The following is an 18,150-nucleotide window of genomic DNA, read 5'->3' on the forward strand; positions in this document are numbered from 1 at the left end:
TATTTTTTTTTATTTCAGCACTTGATACACCAAAGTCTCACTAAGTGTTTATAAAAAAAAGAGCTCCTAAATTCAATCAGGAGCTCTTTTCAATAATATAAAGATTGTCTGTGATGGTTTTTTGAACTATTTATTGATCATCTTCTGTCCAATCTATTGTTGTTCGAAGTTCCAATAAATCTTTCAAGATTTTTTCTTAATTCTGTAGCAAGCTCCTCATAGCCCCTTTCTTCCAAAAGCGGAACAAAATATCTTAGCATTTCCAAAGAGATCATGGCTTCCCGATCGTAAGGTCTATCAGTCTTTGCATAGAAGTCTAATAGCTGAATAGATCTTACACTCATCTTATCTACTATATCCAAAGCCAAATCATCTTCACCAACTTCGAACAACAATGGTACAGACTGTCCACTTGCCAAATCGTAAGCGATGGCTTCATTTGGCATCTTCTCTAGACTGAACTTAAGTACATCTGCTGCTTTATCCATTTGGTCTTCATCCAAAAGAGCAATTGCAATGCTGTTGATTGAGCTTCTGTGGTTGGAAGTGAATCTTCGGAATTCATCATCAAAGTAGTTGTCAGGATTGTCCATTCCCCTGAAAGCAAAGTCTTCCATGATATGTTTGTAGGACTTTTCAGTATTTACCAATTCAGCTCTGAAGTTTTGTGGTTTTCTTACTGGAAGTAATCGATAAGTCATTCCCTCCATGACTACATAATCTTCCAAATCCAATCCGATAGTAGCCAGTGAAGTGTTGTTAAAATATATTGGTCTCTCCCAGTTGTTGGTAGTGATCATATCCAAAAGCATCATATTGCCTTTAGTCATATATTCGCCCTTTACTCTTAGGTTCATTTGATCTACCATCAAGGCTTCCATGCCTTCAGGAATCAATCCATCATTATAAACTTTTTCGATGTCCACATCTAGAATAATGTTTCTTGCTGGCACCATATTCAAAGTCATTTTATTAGAACCCTGAAGTTTTAATAGATCACTTTTGTTTCTGAGTAGTTTTAGATATTCCCGAGCAGAAATAGCATCAAGTCCTTCTCTTTCGAGCAAGTAAAGCACATCATTTGTACCTTTTCTGTAATGTTCATATTCTAAAGAAAATGGTAAAGGGGCTGATTCATATGCTTTTCTTGTCATTTGATCTACATACCAGTCGGTATCAAAATAACTCAATACGACTACTCTGACATCAGTCCTGAAGTTCTCAACCGCTTGCACATACCATAGAGGGAAAGTGTCATTGTCACCGCCAGTAAAGAGAATTGCATTAGGTTCACAGGATGCCAAGAAGTTTCTTGCAGAATCCACAGAGAAATATCTTCCTTGTCTGTTGTGGTCATCCCAGTTTTGGTTTGCCATCAATACAGGGATAGGGAATGTGATCAATGTTGCAAAAACCCCCGCTAAAGCAAGGTTTTTGTTAATTTTGGCAATACCATGAGCAATGGCCAATACGCCAAACCCAACCCATATGGCAAAAGCATAGAAGGAGCCTACGTAGATGTAATCTCGCTCTCTAGGTTCCACAGGAGGCGAGTTAAGATAAATCACCAATACGACACCCATCATGAGGAAAAGCCCCATTGTGACATAAAATGAATTCGGATCTTTTTTAGCTTGGAAGAATAGCCCAATTAGCCCAAGAATAAGTGGGAGCATTAGGTAATTGTTATGGGCTTTGTTTTCCTTGATGTAATCTGGGAATTTGTCGCTGAATGCATCTGTGATTCCCAACCATGGTGCATCCGAATAATCACTTTCACGCCCTGAGAAATTCCACATAAAGTATCTCCAATACATGTGTCCAAGTTGATGGGTAAACATGAAGTAAATATTATCAGAGAAAGTAGGTTCCTGACCTGCACTCAATCCTAGTTTTGCACGGTAGATCTGTTTGTGACGTTCTTGTGTAGAGTAGATTCGCGGAAGTATTGTTGTTTTGTTTTTATCGTATTTGGTGACTGTATTGTAGTCTACGATTTCATATTTGTCCTTCCCTTTAAGATAGATTGGAGCACCATCTTCTTGTGACTCTACTTGAGCCGTGAAATATTGCCCATGTAGCAATGGTCTATACCCATATTGTTCCCTTTTGAGGTAGGATACATAGCTGACGATATCCTTAGGATTATTTTCGTTGATGATAGGATCTTGGTTTGCTCTGATGACGATCAAAGCATATGATCCATAGCCAATCAGAATAAAAGTCAAGGACAACAAGATTGTATTGAGAATTACTTTTTCTTTTTTGATAGAATAAAGTATTGCATAAACTAACGACCCAATGAAGATGATACTAAAGAATACTATTCCTGAGCCGAACGGAAGCCCCATGCTATTTACAAAAAAGATCTCGATGGATCCTGCCAAGCTTGGTAAGCCTGGAATGATAAAGTTGTTGATTATGATCAGCGCTACACCACCTAGTATGAGTGCGATGGCACCACCTTTGATGTTTGGTTCTTTGTATTTCTTAAAATAATAAATCAAAGCCAATGCAGGCAAGGTAACCAAGTTGAGCAAATGGACACCGATAGATAAGCCTACCAGATAGGCAATAAAGATCATCCATTTGTTTTCCAAAACAGGGTCTTCGATTACATCCCATTTGAGAAATGCCCAAATTACAATAGCCGTAAAGAATGAAGACATGGCATACACTTCCGCTTCCACAGCCGAAAACCAAAAACTATCTGAAAAGGTATAAACCAAAGCACCCACGATCCCAGCTCCCATCAGACTAATGGTTTGGCCTTTGCTTTCTTTTCCGGCTTCCATTTTGAATAGCTTTCTTCCTAGCAAAGTGATAGACCAAAAAAGGAAAAGAATGGTAAATCCAGAAAATATTGCACTACCGATATTCATCCAGTAGGCTACTTGAAGTCCATCGCCCATTGCGAGGAATCCAAACATTCTGTAAATCAATAAGAACAACGGTGCTCCCGGAGGGTGGGGGACCTGCAGCTTGTAGGATACGGCGATGAATTCTCCTGGATCCCAAAAGCTTGCCGTTTGCTCAACTGTTAATACATAAACTAAAGTAGCGACTAAGGCAATCAGCCAACCTGTCAGATTATTGACCTTTTTGTAATCAAGCATTGTTTTTGAAATAGATGTCGGGCGAAAATAAGCAAATAATCACTAATCTCAGGAATTTTAACAGCATTTAAGCTTCTGTGATAAAAATTACTGTAATGGATGGTGATATGTTATACTTTTGATATACAATTTAAACAATGAATCATGAGCACTCAACAAAAAACTTTCAATGAATTGATTTCAGGGGATGAACCTGTTTTGGTAGATTTTTTTGCGACTTGGTGTGGTCCATGTCAAATGATGCAGCCAATTCTTATGGATACAGCAAAGCAAGTTGGAGACAAAGTTAAGATTATCAAAGTAGATGTGGATAAAAACCAATTGGCAGCTAGTAATTTTCAAGTTAGAGGGGTTCCTACACTTATTCTTTTCCAAAGAGGGAAAGTTTTGTGGAGGCAATCAGGAGTAGTACCAGCACATCAGCTAGTCAATGTCATCAACGAGAATTTGCTAAAAGTTGTTTAAGGTGATAAAAGTCATTTAAGAGAAGCCTTAGCTCTTTTAAATTTGTGTATTGTAAAAAACTTCAAACTATCAATAAAACGAATATGAAAATCGAACAAATTTATACCGGTTGTCTTGCCCAAGGCGCATACTATATCGAATCAAATGGAGAAGCAGCCATCATTGATCCGTTGAGAGAAGTACAGCCATACATTGATCAAGCGGAAAAAAACAATGCAAAGATCAAATATGTTTTTGAAACTCATTTTCATGCAGACTTTGTTTCGGGACATCAAGATTTAGCGGCCAAGACAGGGGCAGATATTGTATATGGTCCAACAGGGATGAAAATGGGATTTGATGCTATAGTAGCAGAAGATGGACAAGAGTTTATGGTGGGAAAGGTTAAAATTAAGTTGATACATACACCAGGCCATACAATGGAGAGCTCTTGTTATCTACTGTACAATGAAGAAGGTAAAGAGGAGGCGATTTTTACTGGAGACACTTTGTTTATTGGAGATGTCGGGAGACCTGATTTAGCTCAAAAAGTAATTGCCGAGCTTACACAAGAAAAATTAGCAGCTCATTTGTATGATTCATTGAGAAATAAAATTATGCCATTGTCAGATGATCTTATTGTCTATCCTGCACATGGGGCGGGATCAGCATGTGGTAAAAACATGAGTAAGGAGACGTCAGATACTCTTGGAAATCAAAAAAAGACAAACTATGCGCTTCAAGAGATGACCAAAGAAGAGTTTGTGAAGGAGGTATTGACAGGTCTTACTCCGCCACCTGCGTACTTTCCTCAAAATGTGATGATGAACATTGAGGGTTACGATAGTATAGATGATGTACTGGCAAGAGGTGTGAATCCATTAACACCAGCAGCTTTTGAGGCTGCCGCGAATGAGACAGGAGCAATTGTTTTAGATACTAGGGATGCTCAGGTTTTTGCCAAAGGGTTCATTCCTAATGCAATAAATATTGGTATAGAAGGTAGTTTTGCCGTATGGGTTGGTGCAATGATTCCAGACCTCAAGCAAGAAATTTTGATAATAGCTGAACCTGGCACTGAAGAGGAAGTGATTACAAGGTTAGCTCGTGTAGGTTATGACCATTCTATTGGATATCTCGATGGAGGGTTTGACGCATGGAAAGCTGATAATAGGGAGATAGATACCATAAAGTCTATTTCTGTTGAAGAACTTTCTGAAATTCAGGCGGAAAATCAAAATGTAAATATCCTAGATGTCAGGAAAAACAGTGAGTTTTTGAGTGAACATGTAGTAGGTGCAGAAAATGCACCACTCGACTACATCAATGATAGTATGCTTTTGGTTGATAAAAACAAAACTTATTACGTGCATTGTGCAGGCGGTTACAGGTCAATGGTATTTAATTCAATACTGAAAGCCCGAGGGTATGATAATTTAATTGATGTTAAGGGTGGATTTAAGGCTATCAAAGAATCTGAGAAATTTGATGTAAGTGAATATGTGTGTCCTTCGACCTTATTGTAACTAAGCGTCTTACTTCAGTTTTATTGTAGAATGGCAAGGCTTTGGTCTTGCCATTTTTGATATAGTATAGGATTAAGTGATCTTTGTCACTTTTTTGCGAAAATGAAATGACCAATTTTGAAAATGATTAAGAGTTTGGGTTTTGTTTTGATTTTATCGTTTGCTCAGCATAGCATAGCTCAGACTAGCAGTTCTGTAGGCGATACTACATCAGTAATTAAGACCTCATTGAAAGAAGATCTTAAAAGCGGAAAGTTTGATTTTCACTTTAGGTCCTATCTTATGTCAACACTCAATTCAGGTGAGATTATAGATTATGCAACTCTTGCAGCTGGTGCGGGGATAGGTTATACAAGCCCAGAGTGGAACGGTTTTCAATTTAGGTTCAATGGCTTCTTTACATATCAAGTATTCGAAAGCAACATAAGAATTGCTGATCCAATCACAGGAGCTGGGAATAGATATGAAATCCTATTGTATGATATGAATGACATAGAAAACACAAGTAAGCTAGATAGGTTAGAGGAGCTTTATATGGCTTATAGAAAAAATAAGGTAAAGCTCATTTTGGGTAGGCAGAAAGTAATCACCCCACTTCTAAACGACCAGGATAATAGGATGCGCCCAAATGTCTTCCAAGGCTTATCAGTTACTTATTCAGGACTTAAACTGAAGACTACAGCGATGTGGATCAGTCAAGTGACTATCAGAGGTACAGTAGATTGGTATGGGATAGATGAATCTTTTGGTGTGTATAGTTTTGGCAGAAATCCCTTTGGCGAACCTTCAAATTATAAGGGAAGGATTAATTCAAAAGGAATTGGTCTGATTGGGTTTCAATATCATGATAAGGGTCTAACAGCACAGGCTTGGAACTATACGGCAGAAAATGTTTTCAATATGTCCTTCGGACAAGTTGATTATACTGTCAACTTACCTCAAAGCACAAGGTTACATATAGGTGTACAGGGTTTTCATCAGTATGCAGTCAATAATGGAGGGAATCCAGATACACACTTGACATATATTCTGCCAGAAGAAAAACCTTCCGGAATCGGAGCTAAAGTAGGTTTGTTTAGAGGGCAGCACAATGTATCAATAAACTATCTTGGGATTAATGGACAAGGGAGATTCCTTTTTCCCAGAGAGTGGGGAAGGGAGAGGTTCTTTGCAAGCTTGCCTAGAGAAAGGTATGAAGGAAGCGGAGCAATGAATGCTTATGTGTTGAAATATGATTTGGTGACATCTGTAGATGGGTTATTTGTTCAAATGGGTGCCGGATATGTCAGTCATTCTTCCATGACTTCATTTACCACCAATAAGTATGGGATTCCAAGTTACTATCATTTTACTGGTATGTTGGAATATAGATTTAAGGATTACTTCGAAGGGTTGAACTTTCAACTTTTGGCAGTCAATAAAACAGCTCAAGATAGGGTTGGTTTGTCTGATTCCAATAAAATAAATAGAGTAGATATGTGGAATTTTAACTTTATTCTTGATTATAAATTCTAGAAATTAATTTAGTTAACTGTCAGTAAAATAATGATTTAAGAAGGTTTTTGGCTTTTATTGATAAAAGAGTATAATGATCAGCCTTAAAGCCAGAAAAAGTATATTGAATAAAAATACTATAACAATTGGTCTTCCATTTGGACATGATTACAAGAGTCAAAAGATGCCATTCAGATAACAGTTCAAATATGCTAAATAAGCAGTTTTAAAAATGGTTTCTAATCAGAAGAGGACAAATACGAAAAACAATAAATAAAAATAAATAGAAAAAAATGGAACAAATTATTGAATGGATAAGTCAACCATGGCCTTGGTATGTGGCAGGCCCACTGATTGGGTTAACGGTACCTGTATTACTGCTGGTAGGTAACAAATCGTTTGGGATATCATCATCATTAAGGCATGTGTGTGCAATGTGCGTGCCTGCTAACATTCCTTTCTTTACATATAATTGGAAAAAAGAAATGTGGAATATTGTATTTGTCATTGGTGTTTTGCTTGGGGGATTTGTAGCGACTTCTTTCTTTTCAAACCCAGATACAATTGTAGTCGCAGAATCAACCCAAAGAGATTTAGCAGCATTGGGAATTACCGATTATTCTAGGTTACTGCCTGTGGAGATATTTTCCTTTGATAACCTGTTTACGGCCAAAGGTCTTCTCTTTTTTGTCATTGGAGGGTTTATGGTAGGTTTTGGGACTAGGTATGCAGGAGGATGTACTTCAGGACATGCCATAATGGGTATTTCCTCACTTCAGTGGCCTTCGTTGGTAGCTACGATATTCTTTATGTTGGGAGGATTTATGATGACACACGTGTTGCTAGAACAATTGATGAAATTAGTAGGGTTTTAATTTTGATATAAGATGAAAGTAGAAGAGAAAGTGAAAAATATACAGCCAGTCGAGTGTGAAGCTCCAAATATGCAAGAAAACAGTGACGGCTTATTAAAATATTTAATTATTGGAATATTGTTCGGAGCGGTATTTGTCAAGGCTGAGATTATTTCTTGGTTTAGAATTCAGGAAATGTTTAGGTTGCAGTCGTTTTTTATGTATGGAGTTATCGGGTCTGCTATTTTGGTTGGTTTGATTTCAATTCAATTGATCAAGAGATTTAATATCAAATCCATAAAAGGAGAATCTATCAAAATTCCAAAAAAAGAATTTAGAAAAGGCCAAATCATTGGAGGGTTTGTTTTTGGTTTGGGATGGGCTTTGACTGGCGCTTGCCCAGGACCCTTATTTGCTCAGATCGGTAGTGGTTTTATTGTGATTGTAGTCACCCTTATAAGTGCAATTGCTGGTACATGGGTGTACGGTAAGTTTTCACATAAATTACCAAACTAAAATATGCTTTTTGATTGAGAACAGCTGCAAATACCGGCAGCTGTTCTCAATCAAATACTCTTTTTATCACAAATCTTATCAATAAGATAGCTGCTAAGACGACTGTTCCTGCTATTACAAATTCCATTGTTTTTTAACTAGACAGTGGAATTTTTGTTTGCAATAACCATTTATCAATCAAAAATTATTTTTTCAAACGTTTGAATTACCAAGAAGTAATTAGCTAGGTAATAAGTGTATTGGTCTTGATTATTGTAGCTAACTTGCATATTATTTCTTAAACCTACAATTCTTATTATGACAATCCTACAAAAACGCCGAGCAGCTTTGGGCAGTTTGTTTTTTCTTGCTGGATTATGTTTTGCATCATGGGCATCGAGGATACCAGATGTACAATCAAAGTTTGATCTATCAGAGTCTCAATTGGGTACGCTTTTGTTAGGCTTGCCAATAGGCTCTTTGGCGGCTTTACCATTGGCGGGATGGGCAGTTCATAGATTTGGGAGCAGAATTGTGATTATATTAGGGGCTTTAGGTTACATGATATTTTTGCCACTAATAGGATTTAGCTCTACACTTTGGATATTGGTACCTGTTGTAATTGTATTTGGGATGATTGGAAATATGATGAATATTTCTTTGAATACGCAAGCATTAGCAGTAGAAGATATGTATGGACGAAGTATTCTGGGTTCTTTCCATGGTCTTTGGAGTTTGGCCGGGTTTAGTGGGGCAGGTATAGGTGCTGTTATGATATATCTTGATGTGCTACCTCGTTTTCATTATCTGGTGATTTCAGTAATAGCATTGCTTATTTTGATGATATCTTATAGTTTTTTGGTTAAAGAGGAGAAAGATCAAGACAGAGGGGGATTTGTAATGAAAAAGCCAGACGCTTTACTTTTGCGGATCGGGGGAATAGCCTTTCTTGGTATGCTATCTGAGGGTTGTATGTTTGATTGGAGCGGTGTTTATTTCAAAAAAGTAGTAGAGATTGAGGCTGGTTTGGTGGCTCTTGGATATGTGTCATTCATGGGGGCAATGGCTTCAGGAAGGTTTTTGGCGGATAGATTGACCAACAAATTTGGGAAATTGTATATACTAAGGTTAAGTGGGGTTTTGATATTTGTAGGGCTTTTGATTTCTGTAATTTTACCTACGCCAGTTTATGCTACTGTTGGTTTTTTATTAGTTGGGTTTGGAGTAGCAGCGATCATCCCTGTATCATATAGTGTAGCTGGAAGATCCAAGCTTTACTCACCAGGAATTGCTTTGGCTATTGTTTCCACGATTTCATTCTTTGGGTTTCTTACAGGTCCACCGCTTATTGGGTTTATAGCTGATTTATTGAGCCTTCAGGCATCGTTTATTCTTATAGCAGTTGCAGGCTTAGGGATTACGCTTTTGTCTAGTATTCGCCTTGAGGTTTTTGAAAACGAACAGAATTGATTGCGTTAGGTTTATAATAGCAGTGATGAACTTATGTTTTTTTTGTTTTATATTATATAGAACTTAACATGATGATCCGTCTTCTTGACTGTAGACAGTTGATTATTATTTACATTAAATGTATATGAGACATTCATCTAATGGTGTAATTGCGGATAATCACACAACTTAATATTGGAAGTTCAGATATTTCAAGCTCGTGTGAGAAATATCACATTTGTAGTTTATTAAAAATTGCATTTTTGATTTTGCAATCGAACCCAAAATTATGAAAGAATCATTTGACACTTTTACAAAATTGATTTCTCATATTTCCGTGTTGATCATGGCGGTTGTTACAATTGTAATATTGATTTTTGGGTCAATTATTTTTATATATCAAGGTGGAAAGTTACCAGAATTTCAAGTAGACATAAACCCCCCTTCTGAATTGGAGACCATTTTTCCTTTGATTAGTGAAGATGGGATATGGCTACCACCAGATTGGGCCTTGGTGAATCTGGAACCAAATTCCGAACTGATAATCTATGGAAAAGAATTAATAAGCAATACGTCAGAATATTTGGGGCCAAATGGTAAAGTGGGTCAGATTTCTAATGGGATGAATTGTCAAAATTGCCATATTAATTCTGGGACTATGCCATTGGGGAATAATTATTCTGCAGTGTTTGCGACATATCCTAAAGTAAGAGCAAGATCTGGACAAATCGAAGATATTCCTAAGCGCATCAATGATTGTTTTGAGCGGAGCCTAAATGGACAACCTCTTTCCCAAAGCAGTAGAGAAATGATCGCAATAGTTGCTTACATGGAATGGCTGGGAAAGGATGTTCCTAAAGGGGAAACTCCAAAAGGAGCAGGGCTTTTTGAATTACAATATTTGGATAGAGCAGCTAATCCTTTAGCCGGCAAAAGGGTGTATGAAAATCAATGTAAATCTTGCCATGGCGAAGAAGGACAAGGAGTATTAAGGGTAGATGGGTATGGTTACACATATCCCCCTCTTTGGGGTGAAAATAGTTATAATGATGGAGCAGGGCTTTATAGATTGTCTAGGTTTGCAGGCTATGTTAAAGCAAACATGCCTTTGGGAAGTACTTATCAAAATCCAATTCTTACAGATGAGCAGGCTTGGGACGTAGCAGCCTATGTCAATTCTATGCAAAGACCACAAAAAGATATTTCTATGGATTGGCCAGATATTAGTAAGAAACCTTTCGATCACCCATTTGGACCTTATGTAGATGGGTTTTTGGAAAATCAACATAAATTCGGGCCGTTCAGGCCAATTAAAGAAGCCAATACATCAATTGCCCTAAAGTGAAATTTGTGCTGTTTTTAGTCAGAGAAGATGTAAGTTCTTATGTTTTGATTCATTCCAATACTAAGTTAATATTACATCAGTCCAGATTGATGTGGTATTTATGATATACCCGCATCGGTTTATAAAGGTTGACTCAATACTACTGTAGGTATTTGGGATTGACCCTTTTGATATAGGAATAAATAATCAAAATAGAAATAAATGGAAGTGAAAAGTAAATTGTCAATGGATCAATTTAATCAGTTGCTGATTCAGTTTCCTGCAGCTTTGATTTATCTTTATCAAGAGGATTGTGGTATTTGTACTGTATTATACCCAAAGGTTTGTGAAATGCTTGATAAAGATTTCCCTAAAATGGAAATGATTATTCTTCATGCTGAACAAAACAGAGAGCTTGCAGCGCAAATCAGGATGCTGTCTGTACCGGGAATTATTTTGTATTTTGATGGAAAAGAGTTTTTCAGGTCTGCAGGAGTTGTGACTGTTTCTGAATTGAAGTCGAGGATAGGGAGGTTGTATGAGATGTTCTTTTAAGCAAAACGCCCCAAAAATCAGCGTTTTTTGGGGCGTTTTTGAATTACTAAAAAAAAATCTTTGGATTATTTGTTTCTTTGCACTGGGATTTGGTCTAACCCTCTTTTTTTCAATAAGGCATCGATCTTTGGTTCTGCACCTCTGAAATTCACATACATTTTCATAGGGTCTTCCGTTCCACCTTTTTCAAGGATTTCTTTTCTGAAGGCTTGTGCTTTTTCTTGGTTGAAAAGCTCAGTCTCCTTGAATGCCTGGAAAGCATCTGTGTCCAATACACCAGACCAAATATAGCTGTAGTACCCAGAAGAGTACCCACCAGCGAAAATGTGCTGGAAGTATGGGCTTCTATATCTTGGGATGATTTCATCAATCAAACCGATTTTTTCCAAAGAAGCATTTTCGAAATCAGTGGCATTGCTCGTGATGTTTTCACTTCTGGTATGGTAATCCAAATCAAGCAATGAAGCTGCCAAATACTCCGTGGTGCCAAAACCTTGACCGAAAGTTCCGCTGTTAGTCAATTTAGCAATCAAATCGTCAGGAATAACTTCTCCAGTTTCATAGTGAAAAGCATATTGCTTCATCACCGAAGGCTCTGTAGCCCAATTTTCCATTACTTGTGAAGGAAGTTCTACAAAGTCTCTAGGGACTGAAGTGCCAGCAAGACTCTGGTATTCCACGTTAGAGAGCAAACCATGAAGAGCATGGCCAAATTCGTGGAAGAAAGTAGTCACTTCGTCAAAAGTCAACAATGCAGGTGCATTGCCTGTAGGTCTTGAGAAATTGCATACAATTGAGATAACTGGAGCTTTTCTTTCACCATTTTCTGTTTTTTGTGATCTGTAGGAAGTCATCCATGCGCCACCTCTCTTGGAAGCTCTTGGATGGAAATCCATATACAAAACTCCAACATGCGATCCGTCTGCTTCCTTCACTTCATAAGCTTTAGCATCTGCATGATAGACTGGGATGTCTTTAATTTCGGTGAAAGTTAAGCCCCAAAGATTTTTGACTACCATGAATACACCGTCTTGAACTTTTCCCAAAGAAAAATATGGTTTGATTTCTTGCTCATCAAGATCGAATTTTTGCTTACGCAATTTTTCTTCATAATATCTCCAGTCCCATGGCTCGATACTGAAGTCATTGCCTTCTGCTTTAACGAGCGCTTGCATTTCGTCTCTTTCGACTTTCGCTTTTGCCAGAGCAGGTGCCCATAGTTGGTTTAGCAATTTGTAAACATTGTCAGCATTTTTAGCCATAGACTCTTCCAAAACATAATCTGCATGCGTATTGTATCCCAAAAGTTGCGCTTTTTCCCTTCTCAGGTTTGCAATCTCGATTAGTCCAGCTTTGTTGTCAAATTCATTTCCTTGATCAGATCTGTTTTTGTACGCTTCCCAGATTTGTTTTCTCAATTCACGATTGTCAGCATATTGTAAAAACGGCATCACGCTGGGATTCTGAAGTGTAAAAAGCCACTTTCCTTCTTCTCCTGCTGCTTTGGCATCATCTGCTGCAGAGCTGATCAGTCCTTCAGGAAGCCCAGAAAGGTCTTCTTCCCTATCGATTACCAGCTTGAAAGCATTGGTTTCTGCCAAAAGGTTTTGACCAAACTGAAGGGTAAGTGAAGAAAGCTTTGTGTTGATTTCCCTTAACTTATCCTTGTCGGCATCATTTAAGTTTGCTCCATTTCGTATAAAAGACTTGTAAGAGTTTTCCAAGAGCTTGTGTTGTTCTGCATTGAGTTCAAGTTGATCCTTACTTTCCCAAACTGCCTTCACTCTTTCAAAAAGTTTTGAGTTGAGTGATATATTGTCACTATGAGCTGAAAGTTCAGGTGACATTTCTTTTGCGATTGCTTGAAGCTCGTCATTGGTATTGGCAGAGTTGAGGTTGCCAAATACTCTAGAAACTTTACTAAGCAATTCACCTGAATATTCCATAGCTTCGATGGTATTTTCGAAGGTAGGAACCTCTGTATTGTTGGCTATTTTGTCGATTTCTTTTTGGTGCTCTTTGATCCCCTCCCTCAAAGCTGGAGCGAAGTGTTCATTTTTGATTTTATCAAATGGAGGTACTTCGAAAGGAGTTTCGTAAGGTTCGAAAAATGGATTCATAGATTCTGTTTTTTGTTCAGCTGTGCCACAAGCATAAAGTAAAGCAGTGGAAGCAGCGAGTGCAATAATTTTATTTTTCATATACAAACATATTTGGGTTGGTTGATGCAAATATATGAATAAAATTAGCCATCGAAGAAAATGTTCACTTCTTGAAGTCTAGTGGTCTTTTAATTGTTGTGTATTTGTACTGCGTGTAGGTTTGATTTTTATCACATTTCTCAAAGTGAGGGATATTGATGTGTGGCTTTTTGGTTTGTAATACTTAATTTACCTAGAATCATTGTCTGAGCAATTGGCAAGTCTTACCTTTAGGGAATTAAAATCAGAAGGTGTAATGTCAAAATTTAAATTTGCATCAATGTTGTTCTTTTCATTGATGCTTATGCTCAAAGGTTCTTTTGCTCAAGAAGGTGAGCCTTATGTGGTTCTGATTTCTTTGGATGGGTATAGATACGACTACACGGAGCGTTTTCAGCCAGAAAATATCAGTAAATTTGTTCAAGAAGGCACTGCTGCAAAATCGATGATACCTTCCTTTCCGACAAAGACTTTTCCAAATCATTATACCATAGCTACGGGAATGAAGCCTGAGAATCATGGTCTTGTGAACAATGCGTTCTTTGAACCTGCTAAAAATACTGTTTATAGCATTCGTGAAAGAAGTATAGTGGAGGATGGGTATTGGTATGGAGGAACTCCTTTATGGGTATTGGCTGAACAAAATGGAATAAAAGCTGCAAGTTATTATTTTGTAGGTTCGGAGGCAGATGTACAAGGAGTCAGACCAAGTTATTATAGGAATTATGATGCTGGAGTTTCAAATTTGTCTAGAATTTCTCAGGTTTTTGAATGGCTAGAGTTGCCAGATGATGAAAGGCCTAGATTGATAACGCTTTATTTTTCTGATATGGATGATGTGGGTCATGCTTATGGACCAAATAATGATGCAGAACTCAGTAAAAAATTGAAAAAACTTGATAATGAATTGGGAGCATTATTTGAAGGGTTAAAAAGTTTTGATTTGAGTGTTAATGTGTTTTTGGTTTCAGATCATGGAATGGCTAACGTGCCTAGGCAGAATTTATTGAATTTAGACCATATCACAGAAAAGATTGCTGGAAAAATAGTCAATAACGGTGCTATGGCACATGTTTATTTGGACAATCCACTAGAGCTCGAGCAGGTATATCTAGAGCTAAAAATAAAAGAGGGGCCTTTCAATGTAGTCAAAGTTAAGGATAAACAATATTACAAGAATATTGAAACCTATGGAAACCGCTTGGGAGAATTGTTGATTTTGCCTGATTTGGGCTTTTACTTAGCAACTACCTCCGATATGGTAAAATATCAAAATAGAGCTGCGATGTTGAAGACGGAGGTTTTTGGAGAGCATGGTTTTAGTCCTGAGTATCAAGAAATGCGGGCTATTTTTTATGCAAATGGACCAAAAATAAAAGAAGGGTTTGAAATAGATGCTTTTCAAAATATTCATGTATATCCATTGATAGCGGAATTGCTGGGTTTGCCTATTCCGCAAGGTATTGATGGTGACTTGAAGGTTTTGGAGAAAATTATAAAAAGAGATGAGCCAATTGAAAGAAATTAAAAGTAGGGAAGAAGTTTCGTGTTTGGTACGTACTTTTTATTCCAAAATCAGAATTCATGCTTCTTTAGGGCCGATTTTCAATGGTATCGTGGAGGATTGGGAAGAGCACTTAGAAAGGTTGACTGATTTTTGGGAAATGGTGTTATTGCAGACAGGCCCAGGCGCAGGGAAATTTAATCCTGTTCCAGTACATAAAGCTGTGGATAAAAAAGTAGATCATTCAATAGAGCAAAAGCATTTTGGAAATTGGCTGGAATTGTGGTTTGAAACTTTGGATGAAAATTTTGTAGGAAATCACGCTGATTATGCAAAAGAGCATGCAAGGAAAATGGCTCACATATTGTTTTTCAGGATCATGGAGTCGAGGAATCTCCAGAAATAAACTTCATGTTTTTCATTTTTTCTAGTAATCAAACTCAATATGTGATTTAAAAGGAAATCAGTTTAAAATGAAAATCAGTGTTTTCCTGTTTGGTAAAAGTGATTTCTTTTTTTAGATGATAAAATGCTTCCAAAAGCTGTGCGCTTTCAATTTCACCAGCATCAATAGCTTTAAATCCGATTAGTTCGATCAGTTTTTTTACTCGATATTTATCACTTCCCTTTTCACCGCAATAATAGGTTTCTTTGATCATTCCTAGCATGTCTGATTTAGGATAGTCTATTCCCAAGTTGTTAAAAGCTTTGTAGATAGGTGGAGTGCCGCCAATACTTTCTTGAATGAAGGTCGTGTTACAATAAAAATATTTGTTGTATGCGCTATTAGTACAATCAATCAAAAGTTTGTCTTTTAAATCAACTTCTTTTAGTGCTTCACATACTTTTTCAAGATGCTCATTTTCACTACAAATCATGATAATGTCCGATTGATCAATGGCTTGTTTGTATCCAAAAACTTTATCAGTGTGCATGTTTAGGATTTTCCATTCTACGTCTTTGCATTCAAAGCCTTTTCGGACTCCAAATACCACTTTTGCTCCTTTGGACAGGTACATGTTGCCCAAAGAATACGAAAGCTTCGTGCCTCCTAAAATTCCTATTTTCATAATTTTGTTTTTTTTCGTTGGGTGACGAAATGTGGTTCACTTGATAAGGATTTTGGAAATGTGGGTGAATTTTCCGTTACTTATTATAGGCTTATCTTACTCGAAAGTATTGAAAATTAAAGATAATTATCAGCAATGCAAAAGAAAATATTGAGAAAAGAAGAAAAAAATAATGAAATACGATTGTTTTTGTTTGAAAAACATAAAAATAGTATTCAAATAACATGTGTTTTAAAAATCTAATTGATACCTAATTGATTTTTAATTGTTTGAGATTACTTCACACGATTTTTTTTTACAAAAAACATGTGAATTTTTGACTTTTTGATCGAAGGTTCTCCCATCATATTTATCAACTCTTCCTTTTCCATAACAAAATCATTTACATCATTCCGTCAAAAACTTCCTCAAGATCGAGTACAAAACCTTGTACAGCTTGGGAGCTCACTTTGTCCCCATGAGTAAAGATTTTGGAAGTATTATACTTGCCATCAATCAAGGTATAGATGATCAAGGTACATTCATTGGGATGTATAACCCAATATTCTTTAATTCCAGATTCTTGGTAAACCTCGTACTTGTTTTGCAATTCTTTTTTGTTGTTGCCCGGAGATAGTATTTCTACGACTAAATCCGGAGCTCCCACGCAACCTAATTCATCAATTTTTTCAGGGTCACAAACCACACAGATATCTGGTTGCACAACAGTGTCAATATCTTCGTTTTTTTTAGACTTCACAGGTAGTCGAACATCGAATGGAGCGATAAAAGCTTCACATTTTTTACCCTTAAGGAAACTAAAAAAAGCCGTAAATACTGATCCGGCTATTCTTTGATGATTAACTCTCGGAGCTGCAGCTTGCTTAAAAACTTTTCCTTTGATCAGCTCGACCATTTCCTCCATCTGCCAAGTCAGGTAGTCTGCATAGGTGTAGTGACCGTCTACTTGTCCAGTAGGTAAATAATCGGCAGTTGGTTCTTCAACTTTGTTTTTCAAATCATCCTGTCTCATAAAGTAAAAATACTGATTATAAGCCAAAATCGAAAGAGTAGTTTTTTTTATTGGGATTGTGTTGATACTTGATATATAGACTTTTAATTAGGTTCTTTTTTTAAATAAATCATATAGTGCTTCAATTGATTACTTCTTTCGTATATGCTATAAATTTGCTGCGATGAAATATTTCAAATTTACTATAGTGATCCTATTTCTCACACTTGTTTCTTTTTCCTGTTCTTTCAAGACGGTCAATAGAACAAAAGACATAACATATTTGAAAAAAGAGTCATTTGAAAAGCTTCCGGAAAAGCAACTGAATGTATTTGCTCCAAAAAAAGCTAATGGAAAAAATCCCGTCTTGATCTTTATCCATGGAGGAAGCTGGGATTCTGGGAAAAAAGAAATTTATAGTTTTTTTGGTTCTAGGCTGGCGAGAAAAGGAATTGTGGCGGTAATAATTGATTATCCGCTCAGTCCCGAATATCAAGTTTGCGAAATGGCTCTTGCATCGGCTCAAGCTGTGAAATGGACACATGAAAATATCCAAGCATTTGGAGGGGATCCGGAAAGGATTTTTGTTTCAGGTCATTCTGCAGGGGGGCATTTGGCAAGCTTGATTTCTGTAAAAAATAATTATTTTGATGATTTAGAGATCGATAATCCAATCAGGGGGACTATTCTTATTGATGCAGCGGGTTTGGATATGTATTGGTTTTTGAAAGAAAAGAAATATGCTCCAGGAACAAAATACCTAAAGACATTTACTGATGATCCCGAAGTTTGGAAAGCTACTTCACCGATTTATTTTTTGGATAAAAATGATCCACCGATGATGATAATGATGGGTGGAGAAACATTGACGAGTATAAAACAGACTACCGATAGATTTTTGGAAGCGTACAAAAAGATAAATCCCAAGCCTGATTTTCACCTTCAAGAGAATAAGAAACATGCACCAATGATTATCCAATTTCTATATTCTCCAAACAAAGCATACAATTGGATTGAGGATTTCATTTTAGCTAATTGATGAAAATGAAATTTGCACATATGGCCTTAATCTTCCGTTGAAGAAAAAAAGTCTTGCCAAATATGGTTGTTTATGATCCATGTCCACT

15 protein-coding genes are annotated in these 18,150 nt (G+C 36.9%); 11 read left to right on the forward strand and 4 right to left on the reverse strand.

Features of this window, described 5'->3' with window-relative positions; translation table 11 throughout:
- Positions 1-137: 137 nt before the first annotated feature.
- Entirely contained in the window at positions 138-3,116 is a 2,979-nt protein-coding gene (locus MM213_RS04395; RefSeq protein ID WP_241410263.1) for a glycosyltransferase family 117 protein, read from the reverse strand.
- A gap of 144 nt (positions 3,117-3,260) precedes the next feature.
- Here MM213_RS04395 and trxA point away from each other — a divergent pair, with 144 nt between their 5' ends.
- The 8 genes from trxA (at position 3,261) to MM213_RS04435 (ending at position 11,257) form a co-directional block, all read left to right on the forward strand.
- Positions 3,261-3,581 carry a thioredoxin gene (gene trxA, locus MM213_RS04400; protein ID WP_241410264.1) on the forward strand — a complete coding sequence of 107 codons (321 nt, stop codon included), beginning with the start codon at positions 3,261-3,263 and terminating at the stop codon, positions 3,579-3,581.
- 83 nt (positions 3,582-3,664) lie between these two features.
- Complete coding sequence (locus tag MM213_RS04405; RefSeq protein WP_241410265.1) at positions 3,665-5,086, forward strand: MBL fold metallo-hydrolase; 1,422 nt, start codon at positions 3,665-3,667, stop codon at positions 5,084-5,086.
- Between the two features lie 123 nt (positions 5,087-5,209).
- Positions 5,210-6,601 (forward strand): OprD family outer membrane porin, encoded by a 1,392-nt coding sequence (locus tag MM213_RS04410; RefSeq protein ID WP_241410499.1) that lies wholly within the window; start codon positions 5,210-5,212, stop codon positions 6,599-6,601.
- A gap of 272 nt (positions 6,602-6,873) precedes the next feature.
- Positions 6,874-7,455 carry a YeeE/YedE family protein gene (locus MM213_RS04415; RefSeq protein WP_241410266.1) on the forward strand — a complete coding sequence of 194 codons (582 nt, stop codon included), beginning with the start codon at positions 6,874-6,876 and terminating at the stop codon, positions 7,453-7,455.
- A gap of 12 nt (positions 7,456-7,467) precedes the next feature.
- Positions 7,468-7,950, forward strand: coding sequence for a DUF6691 family protein (locus MM213_RS04420; RefSeq protein WP_241410267.1), 483 nt, complete (start codon positions 7,468-7,470; stop codon positions 7,948-7,950).
- A gap of 297 nt (positions 7,951-8,247) precedes the next feature.
- Positions 8,248-9,399, forward strand: a complete 1,152-nt coding sequence (locus tag MM213_RS04425) for an MFS transporter (protein ID WP_241410268.1) — start codon at positions 8,248-8,250, stop codon at positions 9,397-9,399.
- 268 nt (positions 9,400-9,667) lie between these two features.
- Positions 9,668-10,723, forward strand: coding sequence for a c-type cytochrome (locus tag MM213_RS04430; protein WP_241410269.1), 1,056 nt, complete (start codon positions 9,668-9,670; stop codon positions 10,721-10,723).
- Between the two features lie 201 nt (positions 10,724-10,924).
- Positions 10,925-11,257, forward strand: coding sequence for a thioredoxin family protein (locus MM213_RS04435; RefSeq protein WP_241410270.1), 333 nt, complete (start codon positions 10,925-10,927; stop codon positions 11,255-11,257).
- A gap of 65 nt (positions 11,258-11,322) precedes the next feature.
- Here the strand turns inward: MM213_RS04435 and MM213_RS04440 are convergent, their stop codons facing one another.
- Positions 11,323-13,458 carry a M3 family metallopeptidase gene (locus tag MM213_RS04440; protein ID WP_241410271.1) on the reverse strand — a complete coding sequence of 712 codons (2,136 nt, stop codon included), beginning with the start codon at positions 13,456-13,458 and terminating at the stop codon, positions 11,323-11,325.
- Positions 13,459-13,714: 256 nt separating this feature from the next.
- On the opposite strand from MM213_RS04440, the gene MM213_RS04445 reads away from it, so the two are divergent.
- On the forward strand, positions 13,715-14,986 hold the full coding sequence (locus MM213_RS04445) for an alkaline phosphatase family protein (RefSeq protein WP_241410272.1): 1,272 nt from the start codon (positions 13,715-13,717) through the stop codon (positions 14,984-14,986).
- Positions 14,964-15,368, forward strand: a complete 405-nt coding sequence (locus tag MM213_RS04450) for a group III truncated hemoglobin (RefSeq protein WP_241410273.1) — start codon at positions 14,964-14,966, stop codon at positions 15,366-15,368. The genes MM213_RS04445 and MM213_RS04450 overlap by 23 nt, the downstream gene beginning before the upstream one ends.
- Positions 15,369-15,414: 46 nt before the next feature.
- Here the strand turns inward: MM213_RS04450 and MM213_RS04455 are convergent, their stop codons facing one another.
- Together MM213_RS04455 and MM213_RS04460 are read right to left on the reverse strand one after the other, a co-directional pair.
- The gene (locus MM213_RS04455; protein ID WP_241410274.1) at positions 15,415-16,032 is read right to left on the reverse strand and encodes an NADPH-dependent F420 reductase; all 618 of its coding nucleotides are present in this window, start codon (positions 16,030-16,032) and stop codon (positions 15,415-15,417) included.
- A 382-nt stretch (positions 16,033-16,414) separates the two neighbouring features.
- Positions 16,415-17,044 (reverse strand): Uma2 family endonuclease, encoded by a 630-nt coding sequence (locus tag MM213_RS04460; RefSeq protein ID WP_241410275.1) that lies wholly within the window; start codon positions 17,042-17,044, stop codon positions 16,415-16,417.
- A 163-nt stretch (positions 17,045-17,207) separates the two neighbouring features.
- Here MM213_RS04460 and MM213_RS04465 point away from each other — a divergent pair, with 163 nt between their 5' ends.
- Entirely contained in the window at positions 17,208-18,062 is an 855-nt protein-coding gene (locus tag MM213_RS04465) for an alpha/beta hydrolase (protein WP_241410276.1), read from the forward strand.
- Positions 18,063-18,150: the final 88 nt, after the last annotated feature.

This window comes from Belliella alkalica, from assembly GCF_022549785.1.
Taxonomy (GTDB): domain Bacteria; phylum Bacteroidota; class Bacteroidia; order Cytophagales; family Cyclobacteriaceae; genus Belliella; species Belliella alkalica.